Here is a 14800-nt window from a genome sequence, read left to right on the forward strand (position 1 = left end):
GCTCAGGCGATGCCGACGATCTGGAGCTTGCTTTCCAGGGTTTCGCGATCGAACGGCTTCATCACATATTCGTCGGCGCCCGCCTCGATCGCGGCGCGGATATGGGCGACGCCATTCTCGGTCGTGCAGAACACCACCTTGGGACGATGCGGGAGGTCGACGGTGCCCAGTTCGCGCAGGAATTCGATCCCGCTCATCACCGGCATGTTCCAGTCGAGCAAGATGACGTCAGGCGTCGCCTCGCGGCAGCGATCGAGCGCCTCCTGGCCGTCGCCGGCCTCCGACACGGCGAAATCCATGGTCTCGAGGATGTGGCGCGCCACCTTGCGGATCACCTTCGAATCGTCGACCACCAAGCAACTCTTCATCGCGTCCCGTTCCTTCGCGCCGTTCAGTCAGCTTAGGGTCGGCGCGTAAGCATCCGGTTAATGATGGGGTGGCGAGGGCGGTCGGCGCGGTTCCAGCCAGCCGCCGTCGGCGAGCCAGTCATTCAATCGGTCGGGCCAGTGCAGGATCGAGATGCGGTTGGATTCGTCGAGATTGAAGGCGTGATCGCTCTCGGCATACATGTGCAGCTCGGCCGGGATGCCGGCCTTGCGGAGCTGCTCGTAGAGCGCGACCGACGGCGTGGCGCAGCATTTGTCCAGACTGCCCGCGGTGATGAAGGCCGGAGGCGCATGCTCGATCGCCTTCGCCGGGATGCCGAGCGGGCCGGGGAAGACCAGCACCTGAAAATCGGGGCGTGCGCTGACCGTGTCGATCGTATCGGTCGTCGGTCGTCCGGCAGGCTCCGGATTGTCGGCGACCAGCGACACCAGTTCGCCGCCGGCGGAGAAGCCCATTACCCCGATCCGATCCGGCGCGATGCCATAGTCGGCGGCATGGGCACGGACCCAGCGGATCGCGCGCCGGGCATCGTCCGCGGCGTCGCCCTCGATCGAGTAAGGCGAGCCCGGCTCGCGCGCGAGCCGGTATTTCAGCACGAATGCCGAGACGCCCATGCGGTTGAGCGCGGTTGCCACCTTCGTGCCCTCGTTGGTCCAGACGAGCAGGCGATGGCCGCCGCCGGGAAAGATCACGATCGCCGCGCCATTATTGTGGTCGGCCTTGGCGGGGAAGGCGAGCAGCGAAGGGCGATGGACGTTGCGCACCCAATAATCGCGGCCGATCTCGGCCTCGTCCTTGCGCTTCGTCACGCCCGGCGCGCCGTTTGGCCATAAGTCGATTGTGGTAAGAGCGATCGGGGCAACAGGCGCAGGATCCGGTTCCGCCGACGCCGCAGGCGTACCGAGGATCAACATTGCTGTAAGTACAAAAATCCTCGTCCGCATCGCCGTCCCACTCCTAATCCGCCGTTAAGCGCGTTTTTACACATTTTCCGCAATATTGGCGGATGCTCGACGGGCTTGCCAAGGGGGGAGTGGCCGCTTTTCTCGACAAGGCGTCGGGAAGCCTGGTGGCGCGCGTGCTTATCGCCACGACGACGGTCGGAATTGCGATCTTCGCGATCGCCGCGATCATCTCCTATCAACATGGCAGCGCAAAGCTTCAGCGCGAGGTGAGCCAGCGGCTCGACCGCTTCACCCAGATGCAGGCGCGGACCGTCGGGTTATGGTTCGACGGCCGGCGGATGCTGGTGGTCTCGGCCAACGAGGACGTCGCGCAATTGCCGCCCGGCAGCGCGCCTGACGCTGCATTCGTGCATAAGGTGCTGTTGAACAGTTTCCTCGGCACCTATTTCGGCGCCGAGGACGGCCGCTTCTACAATTATCCCCATATTCGCGAGTTGCCGCGTGGCTATGACCCGCGCAAGCGGCCCTGGTATCGGCAGGCGGTGGCGCAGGGCGACACGATCGTCACGCGCCCTTATCCCGACGCGTCGCTCGCCGCCGACGTGGTTACCATCGCAACACCCCTGCGGCGTAATGATCATGTCGTCGGCGTGACCGGAGCGGACTTCTCCATCGCCGCGCTTACGCGAATGCTGCAAGGCGACCATCTGCGCCACACCCAGGTGTTCATGGTCGATGCCGACGGGACGGTCTTGATCCATCCGGACAAAAGCGCGACGGGCCAGCCACTTGCACGCTTGTTCGACGGACACCCCCCACCGATCGGCTCAGGCGTGTCCGAGGTGACCGCCGCGGGCAGGCGCCAGCTGGTCACCTTCGCCCATGTGCCCGGTCTACCCCGAGCCGACTGGTTCGTCGGTGTCGCGATCGACCGCGCGGCGGCATATTCCGATCTCTATGCATCGGTGTGGCACGATATCGTGCTCAGTGCCGGAGTGATGCTTGCGGCGCTCATCATCATCTGGGCTATCCTTGCCCGGTTCGTGCTGTTGCCGCTCAAGGCGATCGTCCGCAGCATGAACGATATCGTCGATGGACGCACGACGGCATTGCCCGACGGCATGGATCGCCGCGCGGACGAGATTGGAGGCATGGCGCGCGCTGTCGGCGTGTTCCGCGCGGATCGCGCGCGGATCGTCGAGCTGACCGAGGCGGAGGTCACCCGATTGGCCGACGAGGCACGAACGCGGTCCGAGATGACGGCGAGCCTGCAGCGATCGTTTGGCAGGGTGGTCGATGCAGCGCTTGCAGGCGACCTTTCGCCGCGCGTGGCGCAAAGTTTCCCCGATCCGGAACTGAACATGCTGGCCCGCTCGATCAACCAGCTGGTCGCAACGATGGAAAGCGGATTGGGAGAGACGGGGAGGGTACTCGCGGCACTCGCCCGGACGGATCTCTCGTGTCGCGTCGAGGGTGACCATGGGGGCGCCTTCGCCAAGCTGAAGGCGGATACCAACGCGGTGGCCGATCGGCTGGGCGAGATCATCGACGAACTGGACGGCACCTCGCGGCAGTTGAAGGCTGCAACCGGCGCCCTGCTGTCGGATGCGGGCGAGCTTTCGCACCGAACCGAGCGGCAGTCGCATGCGATCCGCGGCGCGTCGGGCGCGATCCAGCGCCTGTCGGCAACCGTCGCCGACAATGCCACACAGGCGGAACTGGCCAGCCGCAAGGGGCGCGAGGCAGCCAGCTCGGCCGAAGCGGGCAACATGGTGCTCGCCGACGCGCAGGCGACGATGGAGCGGCTCAACGCATCGTCGGCGACCATCTCCGACGTGATCGACATGATCGATCAGGTCGCCGCGCAAACCTCGTTGCTCGCGCTCAATGCCTCGATCGAGGCGGCGCGTGCCGGTCAGGCGGGCCGTGGCTTCGCGGTGGTGGCAATCGAGATCAAAAGCCTCGCGGAACGCGCCGCACAGGCCTCCAGCGAGGCCGGTCTGCTGATCGACCAGACCCGGCTGGAGATGACCAGCGGATCCCGCATGATGGCCGAGGTCACGCACAGTCTGGGCGCGATGATGACCGCCGCGCACGACAATGCCGAGCATCTCCAGAGTATCGCCCACGCCAATCGTGCGCAGGCGCAGGCGATCGAGGAAATCAACGCGACGGTGGGGCAGGTCGATCAGTTCACCGTCGACAATTCGGCGCTGGTGGAACGGCTCAACCTCACGATGGCGGAGACCGGCGCGCGGGCGAAGGAACTCGACCGGATCGTCGAGACCTTTGCCCTGGCGCGCTCGGGGACGCGCGCCAGGGCTTGATCGGCCTGCGTCATTTCGTCGGGCTAGGCGCCGTGAATCCCGAGCAGCACGGCTTGGTGACCGGCTGGAACTCCATCAGCTCGACCCGCGTGCCGTCGGGGTCGTAGAGATTGCCCTGCCATTTGCCGTCCTTGCCCATCTGCGGGCCGTCGTGGCGCGGGCTCAGCCGATCCTCGGCGATGAGCTGGGTGATCGTCGCCTCCATGTTGCGCACGCCCAGCGACAGGTGGTTGAGCACGCCCAGCTCGCGCGCGTCGACATGGTCGAGCGGCGTGGTCGAGCCCGGTCCGACCATCATATATTCCAGCCAGTCGCTGCCCTTGGGCGTCTGCTGCGAGATCCAGTCGACCGCGTCCGTGCGCATCGCGCCGTACCAATAAGGACGGAAGCCGAGCAACTGGCGGTAGAAGCGGTCCTGATCGGCGCGATTGTGGACGAGATAGCCGACATGGATGATCCGGCCGCTGATCGCACCGGCGCTGGGCGTCGTATCGCTCGATCCCGGCTGTACGAGCTGGATGAGATTGCCCTCCGGATCCTTCATCGAAAACCATTGGTCGCCCCCATCGCCGCGCTTGACGGGTGATACGCCGGTCGCGCCGTGGGCGACGAGATAGGCGCGCAATGCCGCCGCATCGGTCGTGACGTAGGCGGCGTGGGCGAGCATGCTGGGGCCATGCCCGGCGGGTGCCGGCAGCACCTCGACGAACTGGCGCGGGCTGAAATAATAGCGGACGCCGGCCGCATCCTCGGGATCGCTGGCCTTTCGGCCGCCGAGGATCACCGCATAGAAATGCTCGGTGGCGGCCATGTCGGTCGAATAGACCGCGAGGTGGGAGATGCCCGTGATGGGCGGTCGGCTATCGGTGGCGGCGGCAGCCGGCAATGCCAGCAGGGCGAGCGCGAGCGCGCAGAATGTGCGGACCATCGGCATTTCCTCTCCTATGTTTGGTTCTCATCTTAAACGCCGATGCTCTGTTGTCACCGGTTGCATGGTCTTACATCTCAGCCGGCCATGCTCCTGAACACCCCGTCCCGACGGATCAGCGCGTGGAACAGGGCCGCGCCGAGATGGCCGAGGATCAGCAGGAAGAAAGCGTAAGCGAGCAGGCCGTGCGCGAAGCGCAGCCAGCCATAAGCGAGCGCATCGTGCGGCAGGATCGGAAACAGCACCACGCCCTTCCACAGGATGATCGGATAGCCGCCGGCCGACTGCATCGCCCAGCCGATCAGCGGCATGCCGATCATCAGCGCGTAGAGCAGATAGTGCGAGCCCTTGGCGGCGGCGACCTGCAACGGCGGCAGGTCGCTGGGCAATGGCGGCGGGCGATGCGTCAGCCGCACCGCCAGCCGGATCAGCGCGAGGATCAGGATGGCGATGCCGATCGGGCGATGCCATGCCAGCAGCTCCGGATAGCGCGACGTCGCGGTCGAGACCATGCCCGCGCCGATCAGCAGCATGGCGAGGATCAGCGCCGCCATCAGCCAATGGAGGATGCGCGCGGGCAGCGCGAAACGTTCGGTCGTCATTGGCCGCCTCCCGTCGCATGCGCGCTCGTCACGGCGTCCACCCGCGGCCCTTCCTTCGTGCGTCGCCGGAAGGAGGCCGAATAAGCGGCCGATCGGGCGGCGAGGATCGGATCGTCGGATGCCGCCACGCCCTTGGGCAGGATCAGCGGATCGTAATTATAGTCGCGGCAATCGCCCTGCGTCTCGGTCGCGGCATGATCGAGGATCAGCGTGCCGGCATCGATCTGCCGATGCGGGCCGGTCCAGCGCACCGTCGCATTGTCGGTGCGGTCGCCCGGATTGGCGACGACCAGGATCATATGCCACCGCAGCGGCGCCTGCTTCGTCCGTGCGAGCAGATCGTCGAACAGGAAGTCGCTCGGCTGCTTGTCGAGCGTCGCTTTGTCGAGCGCGGCGAACGGCGTCTCGGGCTCGAATTGCCAGCGGACGAGGCGGCTTTGCCCTTGGGCATCGACGAAGCGGAAGGCATCGATGCTGTAATAGGTGCCGTTGGCGAAGCTCGACGGCAGCGGCGCGGTCTTCATATAATCGAGGAACGCCTGCGTCTCGGGGTGCGAGGCCGCGAACGCCTTCATCTTCGCCGGATCGGGCTTGCCGGTCTTGGCATCGGGAATGGCGGCGTTCTGGAGCGCCACGAAATCGGCGACGGTCGAGGCGATGAAGATCGGCGTATGATCGAGCGCCATGTGCCAGCGCTCGCCATGGGGCAGTACGAAGCGCAACCCGAGCGCGTGGAATACGACGCGGCCATCGGGCGCCATCGGGTTGCCGCCGCCGGTCGAGAAGCGGCCGATCACCGGCACCGATCCGGCGGGGAACAGGCTGGCGCGCGAAAGCGCCGCGCCGGCACCGTTCGCCTCGAACCGGCCGCTGACGCACAATCCCTTGGCATGGGCGCGGCGGAAGCCTGGATAAACCTTGCCGTTGGCGGCCTGGAGCGCGTCGGCGAGCCCGCCGCCGCCGACGCGGCCCGGCGACAGAAAGCCCCCGACCCACGCGAAGACCAGGATGACGAGCGCGAGGATCGCGGCGATCAGCGCCATGCGCGGCAGGCGGGGCGTTGGCGACGGCATCGTTTCGGCTCCCGGCCAGCGCGACGACTTGCCGCATGCCGGTCATGCCGGGAGCGGAGGGGGTTTGGCAAGCGGTGCTATGGCGGGACCGCGCGGCGCTTGCCCTGCCACCCGCGATGCGACAGATTGCCGGCCACAAGCGGGGAGGGTGCGAAGATGCGGTTCGGACGGCCGTTGCTGGGCATGAGCGCTGCCCTGGCATTGCTGGGCGCGGCGCCGCCGGGCGACATCGCGTTTCCGCGCGGACGCATCTTTCCCGAGAGCATCACCGTCACGCGCGGCGGCGAGTTGTTCACCAGCGGGGCGGACGACGGCGCGATCTGGCATGCGCGACCGGGCGATGCAGCCGCGACCGAATGGCTCGATCCGGCGCGGAGCGGCATGGTCGGCATGCTCGGCGTGTTCGCCGACGATCGCGCGGGGCTCTTGTGGGCGTGCGGGCGGCCGAAGATCGGCGATCCGGACGAGGTCCGCGACCACGCATCCGCCTTGCTCGCATTCGATATCCGGACAGCGGCGCCGAAGGGGCGTTGGCCGATGCCGGGCGGCGCCAAATCGACCTGCAACGACATGGCGGTCGATCGCGCGGGAAATCTCTACATCAGCGAGACCGCGGGCGGGCGGATCATCCGCCTGAAGAAGGGCGCGGCCGCGCTCGACGTCTGGCTGGCCGATCCGCGCCTCGAGGGGCTCGACGGGATCGCATTCGATCGCGACGGGACGATGTACCTCAGCTCGGTGCGCACCAATCGCCTCTTCCGCCTGCCGCTGGATCGAACGGGCGATCCCGGCGCGCTGGTCGAGCTGACGCCGTCGCGCCCGCTCGACCGCCCCGACGGAATGCGCTTCGTGGCGCCCGGCCGGCTGCTGTTCGGCGAGGCCGGGGATCATGGCGGCATTTCCGAAGCGACGATCGCCGGCGACCGGCTGGAAATCCGCACGGTGACAGGAGGCAAGCCGGGCACGACGTCCGCCGTTGCGTATCGCGGGAATGTCTACGCCACCGTGGCCAAGCTGCGCTATCGCACGCCCGAGATGAAGGGGCAGGATGCCGGCCCCTTCTTCATCTACACCGTGCCGCTGCGCTGATCCGATCCGGCGGGGCCGTCGTCGCTGCGCTCGATCAGCGCGCGGACGGCCGCGATGCCTTCGGGGGTGTTGGGCGCGTAGACCACCATGCTGAGGTCGGGGCGCCCTTCGACCGCGAAGGACGAGATGTCCATCTCCAGCACACCGAGGACTGGGTGGCGCAGGCGCTTGAAGCCATGTGCGTGCCCGGCAATGTCGTTGTCACGCCACATTGCGGCGAACTCCGCGCTGGCGCGGCATAGTTCCTCGACCAACGGCGCGACCTCGGCATCGGCGCCGGCGCGCGCCGCATCGACGCGGAGCGACGCCACCAATGTGCGCGCGACGCTGTCCCAGTCATATTGGGCAGCGCGGACGGCGGGATCGCAGAAGATCATGCGCAGCACGTTACGTCGCCCCGGCGGCCGCGCGCCATAATCGCCGAGAATGATCGCGGCCGCGCGATTCCAGCCGACAATGTCCCACGTCGCGGTGCGCACCGTCGCCGGCGTGTAGACCATGGCGTCGAGCACGCCTTGAAGCCGCGGGGAGATGCCCTCGCTTCCGCGATAGCGGACCTCGGGCGGGCGGCCGAGGCCGAGCAGGTAGATATGCTCGCGCTCGACCTCGGTCAGCATCAGCGCGCGGGAAATGCGGTCGAGCACGTCGGCCGAGGCATTGCCGCCGCGCCCCTGCTCGATCCAGGTATACCATGTCGGGCTGATATTGGCGCGCTGCGCCACCTCTTCGCGGCGCAGCCCCGGCGTACGCCGCCGGCTCGCCGGCAGCCCCAGTGCGATCGGATCGAGGCGCGACCGTCGTGCGCGGAGATAGTCGCCGAGGCGGTTTGGTTCGGATGTCGCCATAGCCAGCCGATTAGCTCTTATAACAGGATAAGATCACTACTGTAACAGGATGTTCGCGATCCGCATATGCCGCGTGCAACGATCGAATGGAGATAGATCATGCGCGTTTTCGTTACCGGCGCGACCGGCTGGGTCGGATCGGCCGTCGTCACCGAATTGCTTGCGAACGGCCATCAGGTCGTCGGGCTCGCCCGCTCGGACGAGGGCGCGGCGGGCGTCGTCGCGACGGGCGCCGAAGTGCTGCGCGGCGCGCTCGCCAACCTCGATGTGCTGCGCGCCGGTGCGGAGGGCGCCGACGGCGTGATCCACACCGCCTTCAATCACGATTTCTCCCGCTTCGCCGCCAATGCCGAGGACGATCGCCGCGCGATCGAGGCGATCGGCGAGGTGCTGCGCGGCAGCGATCGGCCGTTCATCACCACGTCGGGCGTCGGCCTGCTCGGCACCGGCCGGCTCGCAACCGAAGAGGATCGCTCGCCGGCGCCGTCCGAGCATCTGCCGCGCATGTCCGAGGTGGCGACGGAGGCCGTCGCCGCATCCGGCGTGCGTGCCGCCGCGATGCGGCTGCCGCCGTCGGTCCACGGCAAGGGCGATCACGGCTTCATCCCGATCCTGATCGGCATCGCGCGCGAGCAGGGTGCGGCCGCTTATATCGGCGACGGCAGCAACCGCTGGTCGGGCGTGCACCGGCAGGATGCGGCACGCGCCTATCGGCTGGCCCTGGAGCATGGTGCCGAGGGTGGCCCCTATCATGCGGTCGCGGACGAAGCGGTGCCGTTCAAGGCGATCGCCGAGGCGATCGGCCTAGGGCTCGGGCTGCCGGTGGTCGCCAAGTCGCCCGAGGAGGCACAGGCCTATTTCGGCTGGTTCGCGATGTTCGCCGGTCGCGATATGGCGGCATCCAGCGCGCGCACGCGCAGCCTGCTCGGGTGGCAGCCGACCGGGCCCGACTTCCTTACCGATATCGCCCAGCCGGCTTATTACGAGGCCGCCTCGGCGCATTGATCGGCAGGCGCTGCTCGCCAGGGCCATTGCGCTAAACGTCAGCTTGGGCGGCGCCAAGCAGCATTGCCTTAATTCCCATCGGACTGACGGGTAGTCGTCGGCGAAATAGGGAGGCAATGTTCGTGACCATCGCAATGACCCTGGCGCTTGCCGCGCAGATCGCGGCCGGCGCCGGTACGGCTGCGCAGACTCCCGGCGCCGCGCCGGCGTCCGGTGCGCAGGCCCAGGAGACCGGGCGGACCGGCCCGGCGACCGCCAACGCATCGGGCGATATCGTCGTCACCGCGCGGCGGCGGAACGAGTCCGTGCAGCGCGTGCCGATCGCCATGTCGGTGGTCGGCGGCACGGCGCTCGCGGAAACGGGCACCTACAATGTCAACAAGCTGACGCAGATCCAGCCGACGCTGCAATTCTACTCGACCAACCCGCGCAACTCTGCCGCGAATATCCGCGGGCTCGGCGCGCCGTTCGGCCTGACCAACGACGGGATCGAGCAGGGCGTCGGCATCTATGTCGATCAGGTCTATTATAGCCGGATCGCATCGGCGACGTTCGACTTCACCGATACCGAGCGTATCGAGGTGCTGCGCGGGCCGCAGGGCACGCTGTACGGCAAGAACACCACCGCCGGTGCGATCAACATCATCACTCGGCCGCCGAGCTTCACGCCCGAGGCGCGCGTCGAGCTGAGCGGCGGCAATTACGATTTCTTCCAGGGCAAGGCTTCGGCGTCGGGGCCGCTGATCGACGACAAGCTCGCCATCCGCCTGTCGACCTCGATCACCACCCGGCGCGGCACGGTCTATAACGTGCGGCAGGACGAGTGGGAGAATAGCCAGGACAATCAGAGTTTCCGCGGGCAATTGCTGTGGAAGGCCACCGACAATCTCGATCTGACCCTGTCGGGCGACTTCAATCAGCAGAACCCGCGGTGCTGCGTGCAATATTATGCGCGCGTCGGCGCGACCCAGCGCCCGCTCAACCGCCAATATGCGGCACTCGCCGCGGCGCAGAATTATGCGGTGCCCTCGACCGACGCGTTCGATCGCATCACCGACGTCGATACGGCACTCCGCGCCAAGCAGAAGCTCGGCGGCGTCTCGCTGCTGGCGAACTGGGACATCGGTCCGGCGACGATCACCTCGGTTTCGGCCTGGCGCTTCTGGGATTGGAAGCCATCGAACGACCGCGATTTCATCGGCCTGCCGATCACGACCGTCTCCGCCAACCCGTCGCAGCAATGGCAGGTGAGCCAGGAACTGCGTGTCGCCTCGAACGGCACGCACGCGCTCGATTATGTGTTCGGCGTCTTCTTCTTCCATCAACGCGTCGATACGCAGGGGCTGCAGGTGCAGGGCTCGGCGGCGAGCGCCTTCCTGCTCAACCCCACCAGCGCGGGCGGTCGCGATCCGGCGACGCTGAACGGGCTCACCGCGCGCAACACGATCGGCTTCGACAACACCAGCGCCGCCGCCTTCGGCAAGGTGACGTGGCATATCACGCCCAAGCTGTCGCTCGCGCCGGGGCTGCGCGTCAATTACGATGAGAAGAAGGGCGACTACCTCTCGGTGGTGACCACCGGCACGGGCAGCACCACGCTCACCAGCGACCAGCGCGGCGTGCTGGCGCCGCAAAGCTACGATCCGCAGTTCCACAACTGGAACGTATCGGGCGACCTCACGCTCGCCTATGCGATCAGCCCGACGATCAACAGCTATGCGACCTATGCGCGCAGCTACAAATCGGGTGGCATCAACCTGTCGGGCCTGCCGCTCGACGCGAACAACAACCCGATCCTCTCCTCTGCGACGGTCCGGCCCGAGAAGGTCAACCATTACGAGCTGGGCCTGAAGACGCAGATCCCGCCGCTGCACGCGACGATCAACGTCGCGGCCTTCTGGACGGACATCGACGATTATCAGGCGACCGTCACCAACGGCCAGCTGGGCGTTTTGCGCGGCTATCTCGCCAATGCCGGCAAGGTGCGTACGCGCGGCGTCGAAGTGGATGCCGCGGTGCGACCCACCAATCGCCTGAACCTCTACTTCAACGGTGCCTTCACCGACGCGAAGTATATTCACTTCCGCGATGCGCCGTGCCCGCCGGAGCTGTCCGGCGGCACCACCGCGACCGCCGCCATCCCGGCTAGCCCGGCCGGCACCGGCACGGTCAGCCCGGCCAATTGCGATATCTCGGGCCAGTGGCTGCCGGGCGTGTCGCGTTGGGCGGCATCCTATGGCGCGGAATATGATCTGCCGGCGACCGGGGTAGGCCTGCCCGGCGAGTTCTATTTGGGCTATGACGGCAGCTACCGCTCCAAATTCTCGTCCAACCCGTCGCGCTCGCTCTACACCGACGTGAACGGTTATGCGCTGGGCAACATCCGCGTCGGCTATCGCGAAGGCGGGCGCTGGAACCTGTTCGGGTGGGTGCGCAACGTCTGGAACCAGAATTACTATGAACTGCTGGCGACCCAGTCGGGCAGCACCGGGCTCGTCGTCGGCCAGCCGGGGGATCCACGCACCTTCGGCTTCACCGTCTCGCACAGCTTCTGACCGCGCGCCGCGGCGTTGCGCGGCCGCCGCTCGCCAGTTTAGGTTGAGATATGATGCTCGATCATAGGCTGGCGGCGGCACATATGTCCGCGGGATGCAGGCGATGAGCCGGCTGCTTCATCGCACGGGCTTGGTCTCGCCGCGCGTCCATGTCGGGCTGGTCGTGGCGGTGACGTTCGCGGCCCTGCTGATCTCGGCAGGGCTGCGCGCGACGCCGGGCGTCCTGATCGGTCCGCTCCAGCTCAACTTCGGCTGGGATCGTGCGACCATCTCCTTCGCTGCGGCGGTCGGCATCTTTCTCTATGGATTGGTCGGCCCGTTCGCGGCGGCGCTGATGCTGTCGATCGGCATCCGGCGCACGATGCTGGGCGGCCTAGCGCTGATGGCGGTGGCGACCTTTGTCAGCCTGTGGATGCGGACGCCGTGGGACTATGTGCTGAGCTGGGGCATGTTCTCCGGCATCGGCAGCGGCGCGGTCGCCTCGGTGCTCGGCGCGGCGGTGGTCAATCGCTGGTTCGCGACGCGGCAGGGGCTGGTGATGGGGCTGCTCAGCGCCAGCACCGCGACCGGCGCGCTGATCTTCCTGCCATTCCTCGCCTGGCTGTCGCGCGATGGCGCGTGGCGGCCGGTGGTGCTGGCCGTGAGCCTTGCCTGTCTGATCCTCGTGCCCATCGTCGCGTTGGTCGTGCCCGAGCATCCCGGCGACATCGGCACGCGCCGCTTCGGCGAGGCCGCCGATGACGCGCCGCCACCACCGATGCGGCAGGCCCGGACGTTCGGGCTCGCCATCGCCGTGCTGATGCGGGCGGGCAGGCGGCCGGTCTTCTGGCTGCTGTTCGGCACTTTCTTCGTTTGCGGGCTGACCACCAACGGACTGGTGGGCACGCACATGATCGCCTTTTGCGGCGATCATGGCGTGGCGCCGGTCGCAGCGGCGGGGCTACTGTCGATGATGGGTTTCTTCGATCTGATCGGCACGACCGCCTCGGGCTGGCTGACCGACCGATCGGATCCGCGCAAGCTGCTGATCGTCTATTACGGCCTGCGCGGGCTTTCGCTCATCGCTTTGCCGTTCCTCAGCTTCGACAGCGTTAGCTTGGTCGTCTTCGCGATCTTCTACGGGCTCGACTGGATCGCGACGGTGCCGCCGACGGTCAAGCTCGCCAACCAGGCGTTCGGCGAGGCGGAGGCGCCGATCGTGTTCGGCTGGATCCAGACCGGGCATCAGCTCGGCGCCGCCGTCGCGGCATTCGGCGCGGGCCTCGTGCGGCAGGAGACCGGCAGCTACCTGCCGGCGTTCGTCGCTGCGGGGATGATGGGCCTTGTCGCGGCCGGCGTGCTGCTCGGCGCCCGGACCGGCGAGGCGCGCGTTCCGGCAAGGGTATGAAAGCGGGTCGCGCCGACCCCCAATTGAGGATCGACACGGCCGCTGTCTCGATCGCTCAGAACTTCATCGTGACGCCGCCGAAGAAGCGTCGCCCGGCGACATCGTAGAGCGACACGTCGACGTTCGCATCGCCCACCAGCGTGGTGCCAAGGATCGGCGGCTGCTTGTCGGCGATGTTGTTGACGCCGATGAACAGCCGCAGCGTCTTGCTCACGTCCAGCGCCACCGTCGAGTCGACATACCAGACGGCGGGCACGTGGGTGACGTAGGCCACGGCGGTGGGATACAGCTTGAGATCGCCGATCATGCGCGCCTGCCAGCGCCACGAAAGCGGGCCGCTGCTATAGGTGGCCGCCATGTTGAGCTTGAAGTCGGGCAGGATGAAGCCGCCCGAGCCCGACGAGCAACCTGCGCCATAATAGCCGGCGCAATCCTGCGCCGGGGTGCTTGCCAGCGTCTTCTGCGTCTTGTGGAACAGCCAGCTCGCCACCGCCTGGAACGACAGTTGCGAGGATTCGCTGAGCAGCGAGAAGCCGCTCGGCAAAGGCACCCGATAGTCGAGCTGCGCGTCGATACCCGACGTCTTCAGATAGCCGACATTCTCATATTGCGTGGTGACATACTGAATCTGCCCGCTCGAATCGCGCACGATGCCGCGGCAGCTCGCATTGCTCGGGTCGAGCGTCGCGAAACAGTCGTTCAGCACCTGGCTGACATTCGGCTGGACGATCGCGTCGTTCACCCGCACGCTGAAATAGTCGACCGTCAGGTTGAGCCGCTTGATGAACGGCGGCGAGATGACCGTTCCGATCGTATAGGTATCGGACTTTTCGGCCTTGAGGTTGGGATTGCCGCCGCCGCGCGAGGTCAGACCCAGCGCCGATTGAGTGAAGCCCGCGATGTCCGCCTGGTTGATGCCTTGGGCGACGCAGAGCGCCAGCCGGGCGGCGCTGCGCGTCTGGCTCTTGTCGCAGGGATCGGTGCCGCCGGTATAGCCGGTCGCGATCGGCGTGTAGAGTTCGCCCACGTTCGGCGCGCGCACCGCGCGGTTATAGGCGCCACGGAAGTGGACCCAGCTGATCGGCGCATATTCGGCACCGCCTTTGTAGGCGACGACGCCGCCGACCGACGAGTAATCGGAGTAACGGACCGCGCCTTCCAGCGACAGCGACTTGGCGAACGGCAGATCCTTGAGGAGCGGCACGCGAACCTCGCCGAACGCCTCCTTGACGTCATATGCGCCCGAGACGGCGACGCTGGATGCCGAGCCGTAGTCGCCGGCAATGTCGAACGGGCTCGGATTGCCCGAGAAGGAATCGCGTCGATATTCGACACCCACCGCCGCCGCGACCGGACCGGCAGGCAGATCGAACAACGCGCCCGAAAGCGAGCCGCCCGCCACCGTTCGCACGAACGTATTGTAGCTGTCGCGCTCGGGCGTGAGGAAGCCCGCCGCCGCCGTGCTGAGCGAACCGACGCCGAACAGATTGACCGGCACGCAGCCGCTCACGCCGGAACGGCACACGACCTGCCCGGACGAATTGGTGGTCGCGTCGAGCGCCAGTGAGAGCCGCGACTGGTTGACCGTGCCGATGCCGCGCGTGTCCTCGCGGTCGCGGATATATTGCCCGAACACCTCCCATCGCCAATTCTGGCCGATCAGGTTGAAGTCGCCGCGCAGGCCGCCGGTGATGTCG

At 67.0% G+C, this 14800-nt stretch carries 12 protein-coding genes (1 of these 12 cut by a window edge); 5 read left to right on the forward strand and 7 right to left on the reverse strand.

The window, feature by feature from the left end; translation table 11 throughout:
- Nucleotides 1-2: 2 nt before the first annotated feature.
- The gene (locus K8P63_RS09350) at nucleotides 3-368 is read right to left on the reverse strand and encodes a response regulator (protein ID WP_223799527.1); all 366 of its coding nucleotides are present in this window, start codon (nucleotides 366-368) and stop codon (nucleotides 3-5) included.
- A 57-nt stretch (nucleotides 369-425) separates the two neighbouring features.
- On the reverse strand, nucleotides 426-1196 hold the full coding sequence (locus K8P63_RS09355) for an alpha/beta hydrolase (RefSeq protein ID WP_223799528.1): 771 nt from the start codon (nucleotides 1194-1196) through the stop codon (nucleotides 426-428).
- 197 nt (nucleotides 1197-1393) lie between these two features.
- Between K8P63_RS09355 and K8P63_RS09360 the strand changes: the two genes are divergently transcribed.
- Complete coding sequence (locus tag K8P63_RS09360) at nucleotides 1394-3619, forward strand: methyl-accepting chemotaxis protein (protein ID WP_223799529.1); 2226 nt, start codon at nucleotides 1394-1396, stop codon at nucleotides 3617-3619.
- A gap of 10 nt (nucleotides 3620-3629) precedes the next feature.
- Here the strand turns inward: K8P63_RS09360 and K8P63_RS09365 are convergent, their stop codons facing one another.
- From K8P63_RS09365 to K8P63_RS09375, 3 genes are all read right to left on the reverse strand, one after another.
- Nucleotides 3630-4547: a VOC family protein gene (locus K8P63_RS09365; protein WP_223799530.1), complete on the reverse strand. Its 918-nt coding sequence runs from the start codon at nucleotides 4545-4547 to the stop codon at nucleotides 3630-3632.
- 77 nt (nucleotides 4548-4624) lie between these two features.
- Nucleotides 4625-5149, reverse strand: coding sequence for a cytochrome b (locus tag K8P63_RS09370; protein WP_223799531.1), 525 nt, complete (start codon nucleotides 5147-5149; stop codon nucleotides 4625-4627).
- Nucleotides 5146-6222, reverse strand: coding sequence for a catalase family peroxidase (locus K8P63_RS09375; RefSeq protein WP_223799532.1), 1077 nt, complete (start codon nucleotides 6220-6222; stop codon nucleotides 5146-5148). Before K8P63_RS09375 ends, K8P63_RS09370 begins: the two co-directional genes overlap by 4 nt.
- Nucleotides 6223-6378: 156 nt before the next feature.
- Between K8P63_RS09375 and K8P63_RS09380 the strand changes: the two genes are divergently transcribed.
- Nucleotides 6379-7311, forward strand: coding sequence for an SMP-30/gluconolactonase/LRE family protein (locus tag K8P63_RS09380; RefSeq protein WP_223799533.1), 933 nt, complete (start codon nucleotides 6379-6381; stop codon nucleotides 7309-7311).
- Here the strand turns inward: K8P63_RS09380 and K8P63_RS09385 are convergent.
- Nucleotides 7290-8156 (reverse strand): helix-turn-helix transcriptional regulator, encoded by an 867-nt coding sequence (locus tag K8P63_RS09385; RefSeq protein WP_223799534.1) that lies wholly within the window; start codon nucleotides 8154-8156, stop codon nucleotides 7290-7292. The genes K8P63_RS09380 and K8P63_RS09385 overlap by 22 nt on opposite strands.
- Before the next feature lie 99 nt (nucleotides 8157-8255).
- Between K8P63_RS09385 and K8P63_RS09390 the strand changes: the two genes are divergently transcribed.
- From K8P63_RS09390 to K8P63_RS09400, 3 genes are all read left to right on the forward strand, one after another.
- Entirely contained in the window at nucleotides 8256-9161 is a 906-nt protein-coding gene (locus K8P63_RS09390) for an SDR family oxidoreductase (protein ID WP_223799535.1), read from the forward strand.
- 134 nt (nucleotides 9162-9295) lie between these two features.
- Nucleotides 9296-11716: a TonB-dependent receptor gene (locus K8P63_RS09395; RefSeq protein ID WP_398288875.1), complete on the forward strand. Its 2421-nt coding sequence runs from the start codon at nucleotides 9296-9298 to the stop codon at nucleotides 11714-11716.
- 103 nt (nucleotides 11717-11819) lie between these two features.
- Nucleotides 11820-13103, forward strand: coding sequence for an MFS transporter (locus K8P63_RS09400; RefSeq protein WP_223799537.1), 1284 nt, complete (start codon nucleotides 11820-11822; stop codon nucleotides 13101-13103).
- Between the two features lie 55 nt (nucleotides 13104-13158).
- Here the strand turns inward: K8P63_RS09400 and K8P63_RS09405 are convergent, their stop codons facing one another.
- Nucleotides 13159-14800, reverse strand: partial view of a TonB-dependent receptor domain-containing protein gene (locus tag K8P63_RS09405; protein ID WP_223799538.1) — the 3' portion only. 1319 nt of this gene lie beyond the right edge of the window; only the last 1642 of its 2961 coding nucleotides appear in the window; the start codon falls outside the window, past its right edge; it ends in the stop codon at nucleotides 13159-13161.

Source organism: Sphingomonas nostoxanthinifaciens (genome assembly GCF_019930585.1).
GTDB classification, from domain to species: Bacteria; Pseudomonadota; Alphaproteobacteria; order Sphingomonadales; family Sphingomonadaceae; genus Sphingomonas_I; species Sphingomonas_I nostoxanthinifaciens.

What these genes read in the sequence shown, in the direction of transcription:
- K8P63_RS09380 (WP_223799533.1), top strand. Translation starts at nt 6,379, where the DNA reads ATGCGGTTCGGACGGCCGTTGCTGGGCATGAGCGCTGCCCTGGCATTG.
- K8P63_RS09375 (WP_223799532.1), bottom strand. Translation starts at nt 6,222, where the DNA reads ATGCCGTCGCCAACGCCCCGCCTGCCGCGCATGGCGCTGATCGCCGCG.
- K8P63_RS09390 (WP_223799535.1), top strand. Translation starts at nt 8,256, where the DNA reads ATGCGCGTTTTCGTTACCGGCGCGACCGGCTGGGTCGGATCGGCCGTC.
- K8P63_RS09395 (WP_398288875.1), top strand. Translation starts at nt 9,296, where the DNA reads ATGACCCTGGCGCTTGCCGCGCAGATCGCGGCCGGCGCCGGTACGGCT.
- K8P63_RS09360 (WP_223799529.1), top strand. Translation starts at nt 1,394, where the DNA reads ATGCTCGACGGGCTTGCCAAGGGGGGAGTGGCCGCTTTTCTCGACAAG.
- K8P63_RS09385 (WP_223799534.1), bottom strand. Translation starts at nt 8,156, where the DNA reads ATGGCGACATCCGAACCAAACCGCCTCGGCGACTATCTCCGCGCACGA.
- K8P63_RS09365 (WP_223799530.1), bottom strand. Translation starts at nt 4,547, where the DNA reads ATGGTCCGCACATTCTGCGCGCTCGCGCTCGCCCTGCTGGCATTGCCG.
- K8P63_RS09370 (WP_223799531.1), bottom strand. Translation starts at nt 5,149, where the DNA reads ATGACGACCGAACGTTTCGCGCTGCCCGCGCGCATCCTCCATTGGCTG.
- K8P63_RS09350 (WP_223799527.1), bottom strand. Translation starts at nt 368, where the DNA reads ATGAAGAGTTGCTTGGTGGTCGACGATTCGAAGGTGATCCGCAAGGTG.
- K8P63_RS09400 (WP_223799537.1), top strand. Translation starts at nt 11,820, where the DNA reads ATGAGCCGGCTGCTTCATCGCACGGGCTTGGTCTCGCCGCGCGTCCAT.